The sequence below is a fragment of the Corynebacterium occultum genome, from assembly GCF_009734425.1.
GTDB classification, from domain to species: Bacteria; Actinomycetota; Actinomycetes; order Mycobacteriales; family Mycobacteriaceae; genus Corynebacterium; species Corynebacterium occultum.
The window spans coordinates 2,627,403-2,644,846 of the sequence record NZ_CP046455.1 but is presented as its reverse complement, the minus strand read 5'-3'; the positions used below and the strand labels follow the sequence as shown (position 1 = coordinate 2,644,846).

Sequence of the window (17,444 nt, the reverse complement as noted above, 5' to 3'; positions counted from 1 at the left end):
GGTCCGATGAGTCCCTGGACGCATGTCACCTATGCCTCCTTCCGCAATGCCTCCGGACAGGGCGGGTGGCGCACGGGACCGTCGATAAGCGCCGCCGAGGAGCACCACCAGCTGGTCGCGGAGCATGCCCCGACCAGCCTCATCCCGGTGCAGACCTTTGATGATTTCATCGGCTCCAAGGCGATCGCTGAGCTGCCGCGGCGCTTTGAATACCAGCCGCTCAAAAAGGGCGCATTGATCATGCAGTCCGTGCCCGCCGGCAAGGATGCCACCGGCCGACCCGGCAATGTATTCACCCATGCGGTGATTGACCGGGATCTGGACATCCCGCTCAAGGCGCAGTACCCGATCAACTTTTTTCGTTCCCCGGATCTGCTCACCCCCTTCCGTGCCACCGAGGTCAACGCGGTCTCCCTGGAGCCTGGGCTGGCGGAACCTCGGCCGGGCTCCAAGTCGGACCTCTACGCCTCCTGGATGCTGGTCAAGGAACTCTACGGGGATCGCAGCGGTGCCCTCCACCGGCTGCAGGACGTGCTTCAGGCAGGTAAGGAACAGGCGGTGCTGCTGCTCGAGGACCCCGATCAGGCGGCCTTCTGGCTGATGGCGTTGTCCTCCACCCTCACCCCGGCGGAAGCCCGTAGACTCTTAAGTTTCTCCACCTTCGAAAGGGCGGCGGCCCTGCCCACCCAGGATTTCCGCAACGGGTTGCTGCCGGTGCTGGTGCTCCCCGCACAGGACAAACATCAGCTGGTCGGGCGCAGGGGCATTCAGCTGATCGACCCCGACGATCCCGCCACGCACACCCCGGAACTCACCGGCAGTTGGGCGCAGTTGACCACCGGGTTGCTTCGCAGTGGACTGGCGGGTGATGAGCTGCCAGCTGAACTGATGGCCGCCAATGAGTCGGCGCGGGTGACTTACCGGCTGGGTGATGGCCTGGCGAGGCTGGTGCGTAAGCATGCCGCCAAGCTGCCCGCAGAGCTGGTGAAACTGGCAGATCAGCAGCTGGATCAGGGGAAGGCTGCGGCACCCCGGGCGCCGGTCGGGGATTATCTGCCGCACCGCCGAGGGGATCTGGCCTGGGTGGAGAAGGTGATAGCGAACCCTCTTCTTGCAGATCCAAGCCGGATGCCACCTAATGAGACTTGGCAGGCGTTCCAGATCGGGAAACTTCCCCCGCAGAAGCAGCAGTCGCTGAGGGAACAGGCGATGAAGAATCTGGAGCTGATCTATGCCGCACCGATTTTGACACTGATCTATTACGTTGATTTCCTGCTGCAGACCCAGTTGCTGGTGGAGAAGATCAACGGGTCTGAGTTCCGCTCCCATTTTAACCACTTCCCGGCGATGGACGAGTGGCAGCAGGGGAGAGCGTTGCATCCCGGGGCACATTCGCAGCTGCATTTTCAATTTGAGCGGGCGAACCGGGAATATGGGTATTCACATTCGGTGCAGCCGACTACCCGGGCACCACGGGGCCAGGTTGAGCAGCATCGGGTCATTCCCGAACCACCATTCAGTGGGGTCGGCTCGGGCCCTGACCGGGAACCCGCCGGGGCGGAGAAATGGTTGGCGAAAATCGGTTTGCGGGTGCCGATCGGTTCCTTGATCATGGTGCTCAGGGCGAAAGACACCCCGGTTATGCTGCAGCGTCTGCTGGATGAGGAAGTGATCGAGAACAGCCCCGAAGACTACTCAGATGAACTATTACGTGTGTACTACTCAGTGGTGCTGCGGGCTGAGATTCAGCGGGTGCTCCACGAAGACGCCATTAAAGAAACGGCCCTGACCAATCAACTGACGGAGCTGACGCGCAGGGCGGTCCAGCACCGCGTAGAGCCCTTGGCGGAAGTGGGCGGTGATCTCGCGGAGGCTTCACTCAAGGATCTGGGTCGAACCATCGCGGATCAGGATTATCAGGACCTGCCCTGGAACGACCGGGAAATGGCCGCACTGCTCCGCCTCGTGGAGTCATATACCCGGAAAGACTATATTCGCCGCAGCGAGAAAATAAACCTGGTATTTGGGCTGGTGGCTCAGGCGATGCTCGCCAGATTGAAGGAAAAAACACCCCCCGTGCAGCAGACCTCGTCCCCGTCCAAAAACACGGAGCCCCGCACCGCACCCAGTGGTGAAAGGCGCAGGCCCGAATCCCCGGCGACGGAACCGCCACCAGCCACCCAGAGCCGCAGACGTTTCCGGATGAAGAACAAGAATAAGGAGAAGAACTGATGGCGGTCATCCGTCTGGCCTCAGGCCAGTCCCATATTGTCCCCCGGGATAAGTTCCTCGCTCAGCTGCAGGTCTTCTTGAGCGATGACAGCAGCTTCGAGGTGGAGATTTCCCCCACCCTGGAGTCCCACCGCAGGCCCAACAGCAACCTGGTTGCCCTGCGCAACCCCCAGGGCGAAGCCGAGATCACGGTCCTGCCGGGTCACAGTGGCTCGCAGTTCATCAGCGGCACCAGCCTTTTCGCCACCTTGAGCATCGCTTCCGGGGCCGGTGGGGAAACCCGGTTGGAACTTCCGGCCTTCGAGGTCGGCGGGTTACGTGCCAGCACCATCCTCCGGGTGATTCCGGAGGGGGATCAGGTTTACATCCAGGTTGGGGAAACCGGTGGGGACGGTTCCCTGGACGCCGGTTCGGCGGGGGTGCGTTCCGCCCTGCGCAGCTCCATTGACCGGGACGGCCTGCCCCAGGGGCAGCGTCGTGACCTCACGCTGCTGGTGGATGTCACCTCCTCCATGAACTACAGCACCTCCCCGGAATGTTTCGGGGCCATGTTCACCTTCGCCGCGGGGGTGCTCTCCAGCATCGTCGCCGACCGCAGGGTGCAGTTGCTGACCAGCAGTGCCAGCAGCACCCCGGAGCTGTTGCAGGGGGCAGAGTCGATCCAGGCGCTGGGCCAGCGGGAGTTTGAGCGCCGCGAAGTAGGTTGGGGAGTGGAACTGAGCCAGATCTCCCCTGATGAGGCACTGGTGGTCATCTCTGATGACCTGCCGGCCGAGGTGCTCAAGTTTCCCGGTATGGTGCACCTCCTCAGCCCCCGGCCACCACTGTTGCCGCAGGGGATCACCGCGACCGTCTTCGACGGGCAGATGATCAAGGCGGTCACGGAACACAATGACACCACGCTGAGAGCACCCACCAGAATCATGTACGACACGTTGACCAGGGGAGAGAAGTAGGGTTATGAATTTCCCACAGAATTTGAGCGCGGAACCTGGCGATGGTCAGTTACCCACCCGCTGTCCCTATACCTTCCGGGTGATGGAGGATCCGGCGGCGCAACATTCCCCTTTCGTCAACCCGAAGTACCAGGCGGAGTGGCCGCTGCCGCAGGGCTGGCAGAACTCCAGCACCATCACCTTCGCCATGGCGGGGGCGCGGTCCTCGGGCAAGAGCCTCTACATCGCGGTCGTCGTCAAGCTGTTGAAGCGCCTGGTCGTGGAGAACGGTGGCACCTTCCGCTATGCCGATGAAACCACCCGGATGATCTACGAGGAGAAGTATGAGAAACCACTCTTCGAACAGATGGGTCTGCTGCCGCCGACCCCGCCGGTGGCTTCCTCGGATGCGCATCAGCAGCGCCCCCTGATTTTCGCCCTGACCAGCCGGCAGTTCCCCGGCAAGCGGATCTTCGTGGTCTTCCGTGATGTGGCGGGCGAGGACCTCAAGGAGGAGAAATTCGTGGAGCGGCAGGCGGAGCTGGACTTCTTCCGCTACGCCAACCGCGTCATCTTCCTCTATGACCCGATGGCGGTGCCGGAGATCGCGCGGATGCTGGAGGGCACGGTGCCCAGCCATGATGTCGGTGATGATGATCCGACGGCGGTGCTGCGCAATGTGCTCAGTGTGCTCGGACCCGTTGACCGCCCTCGGATCTCCCTCTGCCTCTCCAAGTTTGACACCATGCAATTCCTCTCGGAGGTGGAGCACGGCGCCTTCTACGGTGGGGGTGACCAGGTGAACTGGCAGCGGGTGATGAGCAACTACGGAGCCTCCTTCCGCCGGGACAGCGCACCCCTGGACCAGCCCTTCGACAAAGGTGCCAGCACCCTGTTGGATCTGGAGATCCGCAGCCTGCTGAGCTGTCTGGGGGCGAATGAGCTGCTCAACCAGCTCAATATTCCGCTCATGGGTTCCCACACCTATCCCTTCCGCTGCTTCGCGGTCTCCGCGCTCGGTGCCCCACCAGAGGGGGATCGCGTCAGCCGCACCGGCATCGCCCCCTTCCATTGTCTCGACCCGGTGCGGGAGGTATTCGCCGAGTACGGGCTTTTCGACGGCGCGCACATCCCGGCGGACTTCCCCTCGGCCTGGGGATCCGCCCCGCAGCAGCCCTCCCAGGTGCCCCAGCAGGCTGCTCACCCCGGCCAGCAGCACTACCCGCCCGAGGATGGTGCCTCCCCCCAGCAGGCTCCCCAGCGGCACCCCGGGCAGCAACCCCAGCAGACCAATCCCAACCTCAGCCAACCGGAACCACAGCAAGAACAACCGGCGGCGGGGAAGAAAAAGAAGAAGTGGTGGTTCAAGTGAGTTATCCGGCAGGTAATCCCGGCTGGGACAGTCAGTCCCCGGCCCCCGGTGGGGACAGCGTGAGCCTGGACGCGGTCACCGAGGCGGAACAGTGGGGAAGTGACCGTCGGGCAGAGAACAAGGCGCGCCGGGGGCGGATGATGGCCTGGATCCTTTCTGCGGTCATTGCCATCCTCCTGGTGGCGCTGCTGATGGGCTATCTCTGGTCCACCGAGCTCTTTGTGGCGACCGAGACCGCCGACCAGGTGTTGTCGAAGATGTAGGGGCACCCTCCGGTCGTTTCCCCTGGCCAGGGACTCGCCGGGGTGTCGCACCTTGCACTCGTCGGGTTCGACTGCTAAAACGGAAGCTGGCACTCGAGCTATTTGAGTGCCAGATAAACGAAAACGAAAAACGAGCGGGTGAGGTTGGTTCACACTCACCGACCGTGCCGTCGCGGGCGCCTGCTTGAAGCTCAGACGTGAGTGTCGTCTCTCGCAACACTTGAATCAAGGAGCACAACACATGGCAAAGATGATTGCCTTCGATGAAGAGGCACGTCGTGGTCTGGAAAAGGGTCTGAACATCCTGGCCGACGCTGTCAAGGTCACCCTCGGCCCCAAGGGTCGTAACGTCGTCCTGGAAAAGTCCTGGGGCGCCCCGACCATCACCAACGACGGTGTCTCCATCGCCCGTGAGATCGAGCTTGAGGATCCCTACGAGAAGATCGGCGCCGAGCTGGTCAAGGAAGTAGCGAAGAAGACTGACGACGTCGCTGGCGACGGCACCACCACCGCCACCGTGCTGGCACAGGCAATGGTCCGTGAGGGCCTGCGCAACGTTGCCGCCGGTTCCAACCCGATGGGCATCAAGCGCGGCATCGAGCAGGCCGTGGTCAAGGTCACCGAGCACCTGCTGAGCCAGGCCAAGGAGGTGGAGACCGAGGAGCAGATCGCTGCCACCGCCGGTATCTCCGCCGCCGACCCGGCCATCGGTGCCCAGATCGCCAAGGCCATGTACGCCGTCGGCGCTGGCAAGGCCAACAAGGATTCCGTCATCACCGTCGAAGAGTCCAACACCTTCGGTGTTGAGCTCGAGGTCACCGAGGGTATGCGCTTCGACAAGGGCTACATCTCCGGTTACTTCGCCACCGACACCGAGCGTCTGGAGGCTGTCCTGGAGGATCCGTACATCCTCTTCGTCTCCTCCAAGATCTCCAACATCAAGGATCTGCTGCCCCTGCTGGAGAAGGTCATGCAGTCCGGCAAGCCGCTGCTGATCATCGCCGAGGACGTCGAGGGCGAGGCACTGTCCACCCTGGTCGTCAACAAGATCCGTGGCACCTTCAAGTCCGTCGCCGTCAAGGCACCGGGCTTCGGTGACCGCCGCAAGGCGCAGCTGCAGGACATGGCCATCCTCACCGGTGGCCAGGTCATCGCCGAGGAGGTCGGCCTCTCCCTGGAGACCGCTGATCTGCCGCTGCTGGGTCGCGCCCGCAAGGTCGTCGTCACCAAGGACGACACCACCATCGTCGAGGGTGCCGGTACCCCGGAGCAGATCGAGGGTCGCGTGAACCAGATTCGCGCCGAGATCGACAACTCCGACTCCGACTACGACAAGGAGAAGCTGCAGGAGCGTCTGGCCAAGCTGGCTGGCGGCGTTGCAGTCCTCAAGGTCGGTGCCGCTACCGAGGTCGAGCTCAAGGAGCGTAAGCACCGCATCGAGGATGCCGTCCGTAACGCCAAGGCTGCTGTCGAGGAGGGCATCGTCGCCGGCGGCGGCGTGGCTCTGCTGCAGGCTGCCAAGGCTCTGGAGGGCCTCCAGCTCACCGGTGATGAGGCTACCGGTGTGCGCATCGTCAACGAGGCACTGTCCGCACCCCTGAAGCAGATCGCCCAGAACGCTGGCCTGGAGCCGGGCGTCGTCGCCGCCAAGGTTCTCGAGCTGCCGGAGGGTCAGGGCCTCAACGCCGCCACCGGCGAGTACGAGGACCTCATGGCCGCCGGCATCAACGACCCGGTCAAGGTGACCCGCTCTGCACTGCAGAACGCCGCCTCCATCGCGGCTCTCTTCCTGACCACTGAGGCTGTCGTCGCCGACAAGCCGCAGCCGGCAGGTTCCGCAATGCCGGGTGCTGATGAGATGGGTGGCATGGGCGGCTTCTAAGCCTCCCAGGTAGCCCCTCTGGCTCACCATCAGGGAACGCGCCCCCAGGGGCCCCTCGCGGGGTTCTGGGGGTGCTTTCGCGTCCTTGGGGAAGGGAGGCGTGGGCTGAGAAAAACCGGGGGTGAAGCTCAGCGGCTGTTGAGCCACCCTCAGGTGGGTGCAGCTGGTTCCGGGGGCAGGCATTTTCAATAGCGTTCGACGAGGGTTATTAAGACTGATAACATCCTCAGGAAAACTTCACCAAGGCGCTCCGTTCAGAGGGAAAACGGGTTGCTCTCTAGCTCGGGCAGGGCTTCGCCCATGTAATTATGGGGTGGTTTCACCCCCGAATTGGGTGGTTTTCTTTTCCTGAAAGGGGGAAGGTGGACCCTGATATCGGAATTTTTGAAGATCCGTTACAGAGGTCATCAAGGCTTTGTCTCCCGTTAACGGGAACGGAAGTAAATCCGCAGCTCGGCGACTTTCAGGCCAAAACTGTTAATGAAAATTTTAACTATGGATTGATGAGATGCTGCTCATCCCTGTCACAGACGTTCGCCAGAAAGACTTGACGGCTTTGCGAAGTGTGACAGAATAAATTCCTGTGACGCCCTGAGGGGTGTCAGCAAACTGGAAACCCACCAGCTTTCTGCTGGTCCTCTCAAGGAGCAATTTAATGGATCTTGATTTCGCTATCGATCAGCTTGACGTCTTCGCCACCTTCGGCAAGAACATCGGCGATGTTCTCACCGGCCTCCCGGATCTGCTGCAGACTCTCATCAGCTTCTTCACTGGCGGCGCTGAGGACAGCACTGCTGAGACCTCCTCCATCATTGAGGCCGGCTCCTCCACTGAGGAATAAGTCTTAGCTGTCACTTCGGTGACACACCCCGGCCCGGGCCTTTGAGCCAGAGCCGGACCCTCTTTAACGCAAGAATATTCTTAACTCATAAGGAGTACATATGTCTGACTTCCTCACCACCTGGTCCGCTGCTTCCTCCGATGGCATCTTCGGCGAGGTCTTCGGCCTGCTGGATACCGCTGGCACCTGGGCTGGCGCCCTCGCTGACCTGCTGGGCCTGCTGTAAATAGCATCCCTCAAGGCTTGAGTCAGTTCTGACTGACAGCTTTAGATCCCGATCCTTCTTTTAGGATCGGGATTTTTTCCTGCCCGGGGGAGGGCCCACCATGGGGAGGGATCAGGTGGGGGTTGATAAGTGAATCCGGGGTGGAAATAATCTCGGGGCGGAAGTTCACCGTTTTCGCCGAGCTATTTCCCCGGCAACCAGTAGAATCATCTCTATGGCTGAACACAATGGTGATGAACTTCCCGTCATCGATCTCGCAAAAACCGAGGGCTATGTCGTGGATGACTCCGATGAGGATGATCCGACACTGCTCCGTCCAGATGGCACCGCGATCGAGACCTGGCGCGAGAACTATCCCTATGAGGAGCGGATGACCCGCGAGGAGTACGAGAAGATCAAGCGTGCCCTCCAGATCGAGCTCCTGAAATTCCAGAATTGGACCAAGGAGACGGGGCAGCGGCACATCGTGCTCTTCGAGGGGCGTGATGCCGCCGGTAAGGGCGGCACCATCAAGCGTTTCAATGAGCACCTCAATCCTCGTGGGGCACGCACCGTCGCCCTGGAGAGGCCTTCCCCGCGGGAATCCACCTCCTGGTATTTCCAGCGTTATATCCAGCACTTCCCGGCGGCCGGGGAGATCGTGTTCTTCGATCGCTCCTGGTACAACCGTTCTGGCGTGGAACGCGTCATGGGATTTTGCACGGAGTCCCAGCACGCCGAATTCCTGCGTGAGGTTCCGATGCTGGAGAATATGCTGCTGGGTTCGGGCATCTCCCTGACCAAATTCTGGTTCTCGGTGACCCGTAAGGAACAGCGCACCCGTTTCGCCATCCGTCAGGTTGACCCGGTTCGTCAGTGGAAGCTCTCCCCGATGGACCTGGCCTCCCTGGACAAGTGGGATGACTACACCCGCGCCAAGGAGGAGCAGTTCCGCTACACCGACACTGATGAATCCCCCTGGATCACCATCAAGTCGAATGACAAGAAGCGGGCCCGCATCAACGCGATGCGCTATGTCCTCAGCAAGTTCGAGTACACCGAAAAAGACCATGAGATCGTGGGAACACCGGACCCCAATATCGTCCTGCGTGGCATCTCCCAGATCGGTGACTAAAAGCCCCGGAACTCTAGCTGAACTGAATTAATTTCACCGCACCGTGAGCTCAGCCTGATGGCCCCGGCAGGAAAACTTCCTGCCGGGGCCATTCCTATGCCGGATATAGGGTCCATGCCCGGCAGAAGGTGAACCCCTCGGGTCTTCGACGTCAGTATGTGGAGACTACTGCTGCCAGGGTTCGATCGGGTTGCCCTGCCAGAGGGTGTTGCCGGGTACCTGGTCACCGCGCATCACCAGGGAACCGGGGCCGACGGTCGCGGCATCACCAAGGGATGCGGCGGGCAGTGCCACGGAGTGGGAGCCCAGGGTGGCACCTTCACCGATGGTGACGGTGTCCAGGCTCATCACCCGGTCCTGGAAGAGGTGGGTCTGAACCACGGTTCCGGGGCCGACGGTGGCACCCTTACCCACGCTGATCAGGTCGGTTTCCGGGAACCAGTAGCTGTCGATCCAGGCACCACGGCCGATCTTCACACCCAGCAGTCGCAGGGCGGTGTTGATCTGACCGGTACCCAGGTTCGGGACGAGGAACCAGGGGCCGGCGACGGTTTCGACGAAAGCGTCCTGGAGCTCATTGAGCCACACGAACCAGGACCAGAGGGGGTGATCCCCGGCCTTGTGCTTGCCCACACAGAGCCATTTCACGATCACGGTCACGACCATGGCGATGATGCCGGTCAGCATCAGGATCAGTCCGCCCAGCAGCCAGGCCAGGCCAAGGCCAGCCAGACCATCGGCGTACTGCAGCAGCAGCTGCATCAGGCTGAGGGAGAAGGCGAGCAGCATGGCGGAGAACATGGGTGCCAGCAGACGCAGGGTCTCAATATAGCCACGGGTCAGCTTCACCCGCAGGCCCGGGTTGTAGGTCAGGGCATCACCACCGTCAGCTTCGACGGTCACGCGGCGCATCCGCTCCGGCGGGGACCCCCACCAGTTGGCATTGGCCTTGGTCTTCTTCGGGGTGGAGGAGAGCACCGCCACCAGGGAATTCTTGGCCAGCTTGCGGCCGGTGCCGACGATGCCGGAGTTGCCGACGAAGGAGCGTTTGCCCACGCGAGACTCGCCGGTCAGCATCCAGCCGCCGCCGAGTTCATAACCGCCGATGAGGGTGTCATCGGCCAGGAAGGCACCATCACGGATATCGGAGAGCTTCGGCACCATCACCGCGGTGGAGATCTCCACGTCCTTGCCGATCTTGGTGCCGAGGCTGCGGAACCAGAGCGGGGTCAGCTGTGCGGCGTAGAGCGGGAAGAGGTGGGTGCGGGCATCATCCATGAGACGCTCGGTGGCCCAGATCTGCCAACCCCGGCGGGAACGCACCGGGGTGACCCCCGGGCTCAGTCCGATGCCCAGCAGGCGCACCCCCAGCCAGGTCAGCACCATGTAGGTGGCGAAGGCGGCCAGGCCACCCAGGGGAGCGAAGACCAGTGCACCGAGGAAGGCGTTGCCGCCGGTCAGGTTCAGCAGCCACAGCACCAGCAGTACACCGGCACCCAGGGCGATCAGGGGGTGCAGGGAGAGCAGGATGGAGGTTGTTCCGTAGATGGGGACCCAGCGGCTGCGGCGGGGAGGATGTTCATCCGGGAAGCGGTGCTTGGAGCGGCCCACCTTGACGGCGGGGCTGCCCGACCAGCGGGAGCCGGCCTTGATCATCTTGTTGCCGGTGACGGTGGAACCCGCTTCGACGTGGGCGTCGGCACCGATCACGGTGCCCGGCAGCAGGGTGGAGCGGGCGCCGACGCGGGCGTTCGGGCCGATCTCGATGGCACCGATGCGGAGGATGTCGCCGTCCACCCAGTAGCCGGAGAGATCCACCTCCGGTTCGATGGAGGAGTGCTGGCCCAGGGTCAGCAGGCCGGTGACCGGCGGCAGGGTGTGGAGGTCCACGCCCCGGCCGACCTTCACCCCCAGGGAACGGGAGTAGTAGTTCACCCAGGTGGAACCGGCGATATTGCGGGCACCTGAGGCATCGGAAAGTCTTTCGGCGGCCCAGATCCGCAGGTGGGTGGAACCACCGCGCGGGTAGTTTCCGGGGGCGATCCCGGTGGTGAGCAGGCGGGCACCCCAACCACCGATCGGGAGGCGGCCCAGCGGGGTCGCCAGGATCAGGACCATGGCGATCACCGCCCACCAGGGCAGGGACACCGCCCAGGGGGTACCGAACTCCACAGCGACATTATTGATCAGGGCCAGCCAGGCCACCCAGGAACCGGCCTGGAGGGTCATGATCGGCACCTGGATCAGTGCCTGTGCCAGCCGGGTGCCGAAGCCCACCGGCTTAACCTCGCGGGCCGGCTTAGCGGGGGCGTCGTCAAGCGTGACACCGGACTTGGCGGCGATATTCTCCACGGTTTCGGCGAAGGAACCGAGGCGGGGATGGTCATAGAGATCGCGGACGGCGACGGTCGGGACCTTCGCGCGGACCCTGCCGACCAGGGTGGCTGCGGCCAGGGAGGAACCACCGAGGGAGAAGAAATCCGCGTCGGCATCCTCAATGGCGGTGCCCAGCACATCAACCCAGATCTGGGCGAGCCAGGCCTCGATTTCCGTGAGGTTGGTGGCCTCCACCCCGACTCCCGGCAGGGGCCAGGGCAGGGATTTCTTGTCCACCTTGCCGGAGGTGGTCACCGGCAGATCCTCCATCACACAGATGCGGGGAACCAGGGCGGCGGGCATGGTCTCAGCCAACCGTGTCGCGGCCTCCTTCTGATGGAAACCGGCCTCCTCATTCTCCAGGGAGACATAGGCGACCAGCACCTTCTGATCTGCGCCGGTGGTCTGCACCACCACAGCGGAGGAGCGGACATTGGGCAGGGCGGCGACGTTGGCGTCCACCTCGCCCAGCTCAATGCGACGACCTCCGATCTTGACCTGGTCATCCACCCGGCCGACGAAGTAGAGGCCATCCTCCTCCAGGCGGACATGGTCACCGGAACGGTAGGCGCGGGACCAGCCCACGGAGGGCAGGGGCGCGTACTTCTCGCGGTCCTTCTCCGGATCGAGGTAGCGGGCCAGGCCCACACCACCGATCACCAGTTCACCGACCTCGCCGATGCCGACGGGGGTACCCTCACCGTCCACGACGGCCAGGTCCCAACCCGCCAGCGGCAGGCCGATGCCCACCGGCTGACCGGCGTAGAGCTGGGTGCCACAGGCGACCACGGTGGCTTCGGTGGGGCCGTAGGTGTTCCACACCTCACGGTCCGGGGTGGAAAGGCGCTCCACCAGTTCCTGGGTGCAGGCCTCACCGCCGACGATCAGGAGGCGCACATGGGAGAGCGCCTCCGCCGGCCAGAGCCCGGCCAGGGTGGGCACCGTGGAGACCACGGTGATGTCGCGACGGATCAGCCAGGGGCCGAGGTCCATGCCGGAACGAACCAGGGAACGCGGGGCCGGCACCAGGCAGGCACCGTGTCCCCAGGCCAGCCACATTTCCTCACAGGAGGCGTCGAAGGCTACGGAAAGCCCGGCCAGGACGCGGTCCTCGGGACCCAGCGGGCCGCCGGGGGAGTCCACCAGGAACATCTGGGCCTCAGCGTCGACGAAGGCGGCGGCGGAGCGGTGGCTGACGGCCACGCCCTTGGGCTTGCCGGTCGAGCCGGAGGTGAAGATGATCCAGGCGGTGTCATCGAGCAGGGGGCGGCGGGTGTCGCCACCGGCGGTGGGGCGCAGCATCCGGAAGCCCTCATCGGTGAAGACACCGTTGATCTTCGCCTCCCCGAAGACCATGTCCGCACGCTCATCCGGGTCATCTGCGTCAACCGGCACATAGGCGGCACCGGCGGCGATGGTCGCCAGGATGGCGATGTAGAGGTCCTTGGTTCCGGAGGACATACGGACACCGATGCGGTCCCCGCGACGCACCCCGTTGGCGTGCAGTTCACGGGCCAGTTCATGAACCGCATCCATCAGCTCGGAGTAGGTGATGATCTCACCGTCGTCGATGGCCGCCGCCTCCGGGTTGAGCTGGGCGGTGGTGGCGAGCACCTCATAGAGCGTGCGTTTGGGAGGGGCCTCCGCGGCGCGGAGGAACTGCGCCGGTATGTCCTTGAGCGACACGATGAAATTAATCCTCTTCTGTGGCGATGATGCTGGCTGCGAGTTTCCGCAGATGCTTGAGCTGTTTGGAGGTGGACTCATCCAGAGCCCGGTCCTCTGCCTCGGTCACCAGTGCGACAAGTTTGGCCTGCGCACTGCGACCCTTCTTGGTGCTGGTCACGATCTGACGACGGCGATCCTTCGGATCCCGCTCCCGGGCGGCCCAGCCATGAGCCTCCAGGGCGTCGATGAGACGAACCATGTCGGAGGCGTCGATCGCCAGGAGTTCGCTGAGATAGGACTGGCTTGCTGCGTCACGGTCGACGAGGCAGGTGAGGACCCAGTACTCCCGCAGCGAGGTTTCCTGGGTGTTGAGAGCCTGCTCCGCTTCATCACGGGTGCGGCGACGCAGACGCTCCAGCTGGAATGAAGGAGACTCCAGCAGCGCTGTGGGTATCTCATTAGTGGAAGGCATGGGATTATCATAAACCGATATCATGGCTTTGTAAAAAGATGGGTGATGGCCAACTATTAATGTTAGCCACTGATTTCGGGGAGATTTATGTTCTGAGCTGCAGGAATAGTTTTCATAGGTGGCCTGGAAAAAAGTTTCCTTTCGCTCCACATATGACATGAGGTGGTTTTATCCGTGGGATATCACCGGAAAATAAAGGCCGGTTCCCCTCCTGAGAGGTGTGGAGCGGCGAGGTGTGGGTCGGCGCAGTGTGGGCCGGGGAAACTGTTCGCGATGTGCTGGTGGGATCACGGCGTCTGGTGCACTCCAGGGGTGTCGGCGTGCCAGGGTAGGGGGGTGGTGCCTCGGAAAACAATGCCCCAGGGGGAGGATATTGCCCCCGGCCCGGGTCTGCAGGGTTCGGACTGGCCCCGGAGGGGGCAAAAACGTCAAGAGGGAGCCCCCGCCGAGACTGGGTCGGCTGGGCTCCCTCCGGTTCTGGGGTGGCGGTGTTCTGGTGTCGCTGGCGCTGAGGTTTTTGGCCTAGGCCATCGGCAGACCGGCCTTGCGCCAGGCATCGGTGCCGCCATCGACGTTGTAGACCCGGGCACCCTCGAGCTTTTCATCCAGGTATTCGGCAACCTGTGCGGAACGGCCACCGAGCTTGCAGATCACGTAGATATCGCGCTCCGCGTCGATCTCGTTGATCCGGCCGATGAAATCACTCATCGGGATGTGGACGGCGTCGGCGGCGTGGTCAATGGCCCACTCGTCGTTCTCGCGGACGTCGATAAGCTGGGCATCGGCCGGGACCTCGTTGACACTGACGTTCTTCATCTTCCGGTTCCTCCTGGAATAATCGTGTGACAGAGATGTTTTCGGGGCTGGCCGAGGAGTTCCCGGAACTGTTCGGGCCGGAGAAAACCGAAGAGAATGCGGCCAGTCGTCCTCAATGCTAGTGACTCCGCCGCCATCGTGAGGTCCAGACACCGTGGGGAAATCCCTCCCCCTGGGGTTCATCCCGGATCCCCTTGCGGGGGCGGGGCACACCCACCCCCATCTGAAGGAGCACTGAAAACACGTGAACAACGTCGCGGCCATGAACCCGGTGCAGCTGCGCCGGCTCACCTGGTCGATCACCTTCCGGCTCTGGATCGTCGTCGCACTCACCGGGGCGGTGGGCTGGCTCTTCCTGCAGTGGGTGGTGCTCATGGCGCTCGGGGCAACCCTGGCCACAGTCGCAGCACTCACTGCCCCGGTGGCGATGGTCTGCCTGCTGGCCGCCCTGCTCCGCCAACCCGCCCGGCAGCTGCCCCGCTGGCTGCTCTGGTCCGGTGCGGTCGGCTCCCCGCTGCTGCTGGTGCTGCTGCTCATCGAACCCCTGCCCTGGGCGATGGTCGGCCTGGCCCTGGCGGTCTGGTTGTTGGTGGTCGGGCTGATCGCCGCGGTGGCGCAGTCCTTCTTCCAGAACTGAAGCACTTAGCGACGCCGCGACCCAAAACGCCCAAGGTGTCCAGGCCCACAGGTACGCTGTTCACAAGGTATTTAAGCAGGGACATTTTCAAGGGAGAAGCCAAGATGAACATCTGGTTGTGGCTGGTTCTGGCGGTGTTGGTTGTCGCGGTCATCGGCCTCTGGTACGGCTTGGCGGGCCGCCAGCGGCAGCAGGTGGAGGAGACGAAGGAGTTTCTGGGCCCCAATCTGGGCGGCGGTGGTGTCCCCGAGGCGCCGGAAGAGGTGTGGCGTGAAGGGGAGGAAGGCTGGGTCGATGATGCGGAGGAGGTGTCCCGCCGCAATAACGCCCAGTTCCAGGCTCCGCCCCAGCACAGTGAGGTGCCCCAACCGGAACTCAATGTCTCCTTCGAGGGGGTGCAGGGGGCGGATAAATTCGGTCCCACCGTCCTGGCGGCCGGGGCCCACGTCATCTTTGAGGGCACCCGCTACCTGGTGGCGGGGACCGGTGCGCTGAAGGTGGGCGGCCTGGATACCGAGGGTAAGGCCGATCCGGATCAGCCGGAACCACGGATCTGGTACGAGCACATGCTCCAGGGTGGGACGGGATCCCGCTGGATCAGCGTGGAGGACATCGAGGGCCGGATCCGCCTGGGCTGGTGGGAAAACCGGCCCGACCTGATGGTGGATGAGACCGACACCGAGGTATCCGCCGATGGGGTCACCTACCGCCGTGGGGATGCCGGGGATGCGCTCTTCGCGGTCTCCGGGTTGAGCGGCGCGGTCACCCAGGGCCAGTATTTCTTCACGGACTTCCACGCCGATGAAGCCGTGGAAGCATCCGCCCATCCCCTGCTGCGACTGGAGACCTGGGGGGTGGAGGCCAAGCCGGGGGCTTCCCTGGGACGCTATATCTCCCATGATCAGCTGGTGGTCGAGGCCCCACAACCCGAGGCATAAGAAATAACGATTGGGAGGCATTCCCGGTAGCCCTGGGATTTGCATGGGGTTAGTGACATCATCGGAAGGTATGCTGACCGGCGTACTGCCCCTGACCCCAATTGCCTAGGGAGAATTCCATGGCCTCAACCTGGCTGATTCTGGCCGTCATCCTGGCGGTCGCCGCCGTCGTTTTCTTCGTCATCTCGGTGCGCAAGAAGGACGATGATGGTCTTGCTGATCGCCAGCCCTTCCGTCAAGACCCCCTGAAGGACTCGGATGGTTCCCAGGGTTTCGGCCCGGAGATCCTCGGCCCCGGCGCGATCGTCTCCTTCGGTGGCATCGACTATGTCTGCCGTGGTGGGATCGCCCTGCGCCAGGGCCAGTATGTCTGGCATGAGTACCTGCTCGAGGGCGGCAAGGGTGGTGAGTACCTCAGCGTCGAATATGACGAGGGGGAGCTGAACCTGGGTTGGTGGATTTCGCGCCCCGACCTGGATATCGAGCCGGCCGGGGAGGTCACCGTCGAGGGTGTGCGCTACCGCAAGGTGGAGAGCGGTGTCGGTGAGTACCGCTCCGAGGGCACCACGGGGGTCGGTGATTTCGGTCGCTATAAGTTCTGGGACATGGCGGAGGCAGGTGGGAATCGCCTGCTCAGCTTCGAGGTTTATGGTGAGGATGGCCCCACTGAGGTCTCGCTCGGCTGGAAGGTGCTGCCGGGTGAGCTCAAGGTCTACCCGGCACCGAAACACTAGCCCCATGCACCGTGTACTTGATTGCATCCCGGCGGATGTCAGCGCCACCCAGCTCGGCGTGAGCTGGAATGGTGAGCTGCCCGCAGTTCTGGCGGAGCGGCTTATCGACGCCCCCGGTCATCCTTCTTCGCTGCATCTGGCGGTGATCGGCGGTTCCCATGTGGTCACCGTGGATGCTCCGTCGGGACAGTTCCGGGAGGAGATCTCCTGTGATGCGCCCCAGGCTGCGGGAGCGTGCTGGCCGCTGCCCGAGGATGTGGATGAGGGGGGCTATCGTCTGCTCACCCGCACCCGGGCATTCTCCCCGGATGCCTTCGAGACTGCCGGGGACGCCATTGCCGCGGGTGGCGGGGACTGGCTGATCGCCACCTTCCCCGGGGTGGGCAGGCATCATCTGACCGCACTGAAGGGTGAGTTCGTGGCGGGGGAGTGGCGGTGGTGGACCCACCATCTCTACCCCGGGGAACTGACCATCGTGAGCACAAGGAGCACCTACCGACCATGAGCGCCAAATTAGCCCGCACCATCGGCATCATCCTGCTGGTGCTCGCGATCATCTGCGTGTTCGCGGCCCTGATCAGCAGGGACTCGTTGAGCAGTCAGATCTCGCAGCGCTGGGAGGGCAATAACGGCAGTTACTCCTGCGCCAATGAAAGTGGCGTGGTGGGTGGCATCGTCGCGATGCAGCAGCCCCAGGCCCAGCAGACGGACCCGAACACCGGTGACACCTACCTGCGTTATAACCGGAACCTGGTGATCGTCAGCGGGGAGGGCACCCCGGACTGCCGGGTCACCATCGAGGACCTCAACCGCGTCAATAACGGCGCCTTCATCTGGCTCGGCGGTGGTTTCGCACCTTCCTCACCGAGTGGCTCCAGCGGCGGATCCTCCGGGTCCGGCGGCGGCGTCAAATAAGCACCCTTCCCACCCCCTCACCA

General features: G+C 63.3%; 16 protein-coding genes. 13 read left to right on the top strand and 3 right to left on the bottom strand.

Annotation, left to right across the window (positions count from 1 at the left end):
- Positions 1-6: 6 nt before the first annotated feature.
- The 8 genes from COCCU_RS12140 to ppk2 all read left to right on the top strand — a co-directional run bounded on the left by COCCU_RS12140 (position 7) and on the right by ppk2 (position 8,865).
- Complete coding sequence (locus tag COCCU_RS12140; protein ID WP_156231841.1) at positions 7-2,232, top strand: GAP1-N2 domain-containing protein; 2,226 nt, start codon at positions 7-9, stop codon at positions 2,230-2,232.
- A complete protein-coding gene (locus COCCU_RS12135; RefSeq protein WP_156231839.1) occupies positions 2,232-3,188 on the top strand; it encodes a hypothetical protein in 957 nt (318 codons plus the stop codon). Before COCCU_RS12140 ends, COCCU_RS12135 begins: the two co-directional genes overlap by 1 nt.
- A 4-nt stretch (positions 3,189-3,192) precedes the next feature.
- Positions 3,193-4,539 (top strand): TRAFAC clade GTPase domain-containing protein, encoded by a 1,347-nt coding sequence (locus COCCU_RS12130; protein ID WP_156231837.1) that lies wholly within the window; start codon positions 3,193-3,195, stop codon positions 4,537-4,539.
- The gene (locus COCCU_RS12125; RefSeq protein WP_156231835.1) at positions 4,536-4,802 is read left to right on the top strand and encodes a hypothetical protein; all 267 of its coding nucleotides are present in this window, start codon (positions 4,536-4,538) and stop codon (positions 4,800-4,802) included. The genes COCCU_RS12130 and COCCU_RS12125 overlap by 4 nt, the downstream gene beginning before the upstream one ends.
- A gap of 241 nt (positions 4,803-5,043) precedes the next feature.
- The gene (groL, locus tag COCCU_RS12120) at positions 5,044-6,684 is read left to right on the top strand and encodes a chaperonin GroEL (RefSeq protein ID WP_156231833.1); all 1,641 of its coding nucleotides are present in this window, start codon (positions 5,044-5,046) and stop codon (positions 6,682-6,684) included.
- Between the two features lie 655 nt (positions 6,685-7,339).
- Positions 7,340-7,525: a PorH family porin gene (locus COCCU_RS12115; RefSeq protein WP_156231831.1), complete on the top strand. Its 186-nt coding sequence runs from the start codon at positions 7,340-7,342 to the stop codon at positions 7,523-7,525.
- A 100-nt stretch (positions 7,526-7,625) separates the two neighbouring features.
- On the top strand, positions 7,626-7,751 hold the full coding sequence (locus COCCU_RS12110) for a PorA family porin (RefSeq protein ID WP_156231829.1): 126 nt from the start codon (positions 7,626-7,628) through the stop codon (positions 7,749-7,751).
- 214 nt (positions 7,752-7,965) lie between these two features.
- Positions 7,966-8,865, top strand: a complete 900-nt coding sequence (ppk2, locus tag COCCU_RS12105) for a polyphosphate kinase 2 (RefSeq protein WP_156231827.1) — start codon at positions 7,966-7,968, stop codon at positions 8,863-8,865.
- Between the two features lie 165 nt (positions 8,866-9,030).
- Here the strand turns inward: ppk2 and COCCU_RS12100 are convergent, their stop codons facing one another.
- The 3 genes from COCCU_RS12100 to COCCU_RS12090 form a co-directional block, all read right to left on the bottom strand.
- On the bottom strand, positions 9,031-12,927 hold the full coding sequence (locus COCCU_RS12100; RefSeq protein WP_156231825.1) for a Pls/PosA family non-ribosomal peptide synthetase: 3,897 nt from the start codon (positions 12,925-12,927) through the stop codon (positions 9,031-9,033).
- A gap of 7 nt (positions 12,928-12,934) precedes the next feature.
- Positions 12,935-13,381 (bottom strand): MarR family winged helix-turn-helix transcriptional regulator, encoded by a 447-nt coding sequence (locus COCCU_RS12095; RefSeq protein WP_156231823.1) that lies wholly within the window; start codon positions 13,379-13,381, stop codon positions 12,935-12,937.
- A gap of 522 nt (positions 13,382-13,903) precedes the next feature.
- Positions 13,904-14,197, bottom strand: coding sequence for a rhodanese-like domain-containing protein (locus tag COCCU_RS12090; protein WP_156231821.1), 294 nt, complete (start codon positions 14,195-14,197; stop codon positions 13,904-13,906).
- 244 nt (positions 14,198-14,441) lie between these two features.
- Here COCCU_RS12090 and COCCU_RS14565 point away from each other — a divergent pair, with 244 nt between their 5' ends.
- From COCCU_RS14565 to COCCU_RS12070, 5 genes are all read left to right on the top strand, one after another.
- Positions 14,442-14,834 carry a hypothetical protein gene (locus COCCU_RS14565; RefSeq protein WP_197088357.1) on the top strand — a complete coding sequence of 131 codons (393 nt, stop codon included), beginning with the start codon at positions 14,442-14,444 and terminating at the stop codon, positions 14,832-14,834.
- Between the two features lie 104 nt (positions 14,835-14,938).
- Entirely contained in the window at positions 14,939-15,772 is an 834-nt protein-coding gene (locus tag COCCU_RS14560; RefSeq protein WP_197088356.1) for a DUF4178 domain-containing protein, read from the top strand.
- Positions 15,773-15,891: 119 nt separating this feature from the next.
- A complete protein-coding gene (locus COCCU_RS12080) occupies positions 15,892-16,506 on the top strand; it encodes a DUF4178 domain-containing protein (RefSeq protein ID WP_156231817.1) in 615 nt (204 codons plus the stop codon).
- A 4-nt stretch (positions 16,507-16,510) separates the two neighbouring features.
- A complete protein-coding gene (locus COCCU_RS12075; protein ID WP_156231815.1) occupies positions 16,511-17,011 on the top strand; it encodes a DUF2617 family protein in 501 nt (166 codons plus the stop codon).
- The gene (locus tag COCCU_RS12070) at positions 17,008-17,421 is read left to right on the top strand and encodes a DUF4247 domain-containing protein (RefSeq protein ID WP_156231813.1); all 414 of its coding nucleotides are present in this window, start codon (positions 17,008-17,010) and stop codon (positions 17,419-17,421) included. The genes COCCU_RS12075 and COCCU_RS12070 overlap by 4 nt, the downstream gene beginning before the upstream one ends.
- Positions 17,422-17,444 lie beyond the last annotated feature (23 nt).

Coding starts and splice junctions, on each gene's coding strand:
- COCCU_RS12140 (WP_156231841.1), top strand. CDS start 7: ATGAGTCCCTGGACGCATGTCACCTATGCCTCCTTCCGCAATGCCTCC.
- COCCU_RS12135 (WP_156231839.1), top strand. CDS start 2,232: ATGGCGGTCATCCGTCTGGCCTCAGGCCAGTCCCATATTGTCCCCCGG.
- COCCU_RS12130 (WP_156231837.1), top strand. CDS start 3,193: ATGAATTTCCCACAGAATTTGAGCGCGGAACCTGGCGATGGTCAGTTA.
- groL (WP_156231833.1), top strand. CDS start 5,044: ATGGCAAAGATGATTGCCTTCGATGAAGAGGCACGTCGTGGTCTGGAA.
- COCCU_RS12115 (WP_156231831.1), top strand. CDS start 7,340: ATGGATCTTGATTTCGCTATCGATCAGCTTGACGTCTTCGCCACCTTC.
- COCCU_RS12110 (WP_156231829.1), top strand. CDS start 7,626: ATGTCTGACTTCCTCACCACCTGGTCCGCTGCTTCCTCCGATGGCATC.
- ppk2 (WP_156231827.1), top strand. CDS start 7,966: ATGGCTGAACACAATGGTGATGAACTTCCCGTCATCGATCTCGCAAAA.
- COCCU_RS12095 (WP_156231823.1), bottom strand. CDS start 13,381: ATGCCTTCCACTAATGAGATACCCACAGCGCTGCTGGAGTCTCCTTCA.
- COCCU_RS12090 (WP_156231821.1), bottom strand. CDS start 14,197: ATGAAGAACGTCAGTGTCAACGAGGTCCCGGCCGATGCCCAGCTTATC.
- COCCU_RS14560 (WP_197088356.1), top strand. CDS start 14,939: ATGAACATCTGGTTGTGGCTGGTTCTGGCGGTGTTGGTTGTCGCGGTC.
- COCCU_RS12080 (WP_156231817.1), top strand. CDS start 15,892: ATGGCCTCAACCTGGCTGATTCTGGCCGTCATCCTGGCGGTCGCCGCC.
- COCCU_RS12075 (WP_156231815.1), top strand. CDS start 16,511: ATGCACCGTGTACTTGATTGCATCCCGGCGGATGTCAGCGCCACCCAG.
- COCCU_RS12070 (WP_156231813.1), top strand. CDS start 17,008: ATGAGCGCCAAATTAGCCCGCACCATCGGCATCATCCTGCTGGTGCTC.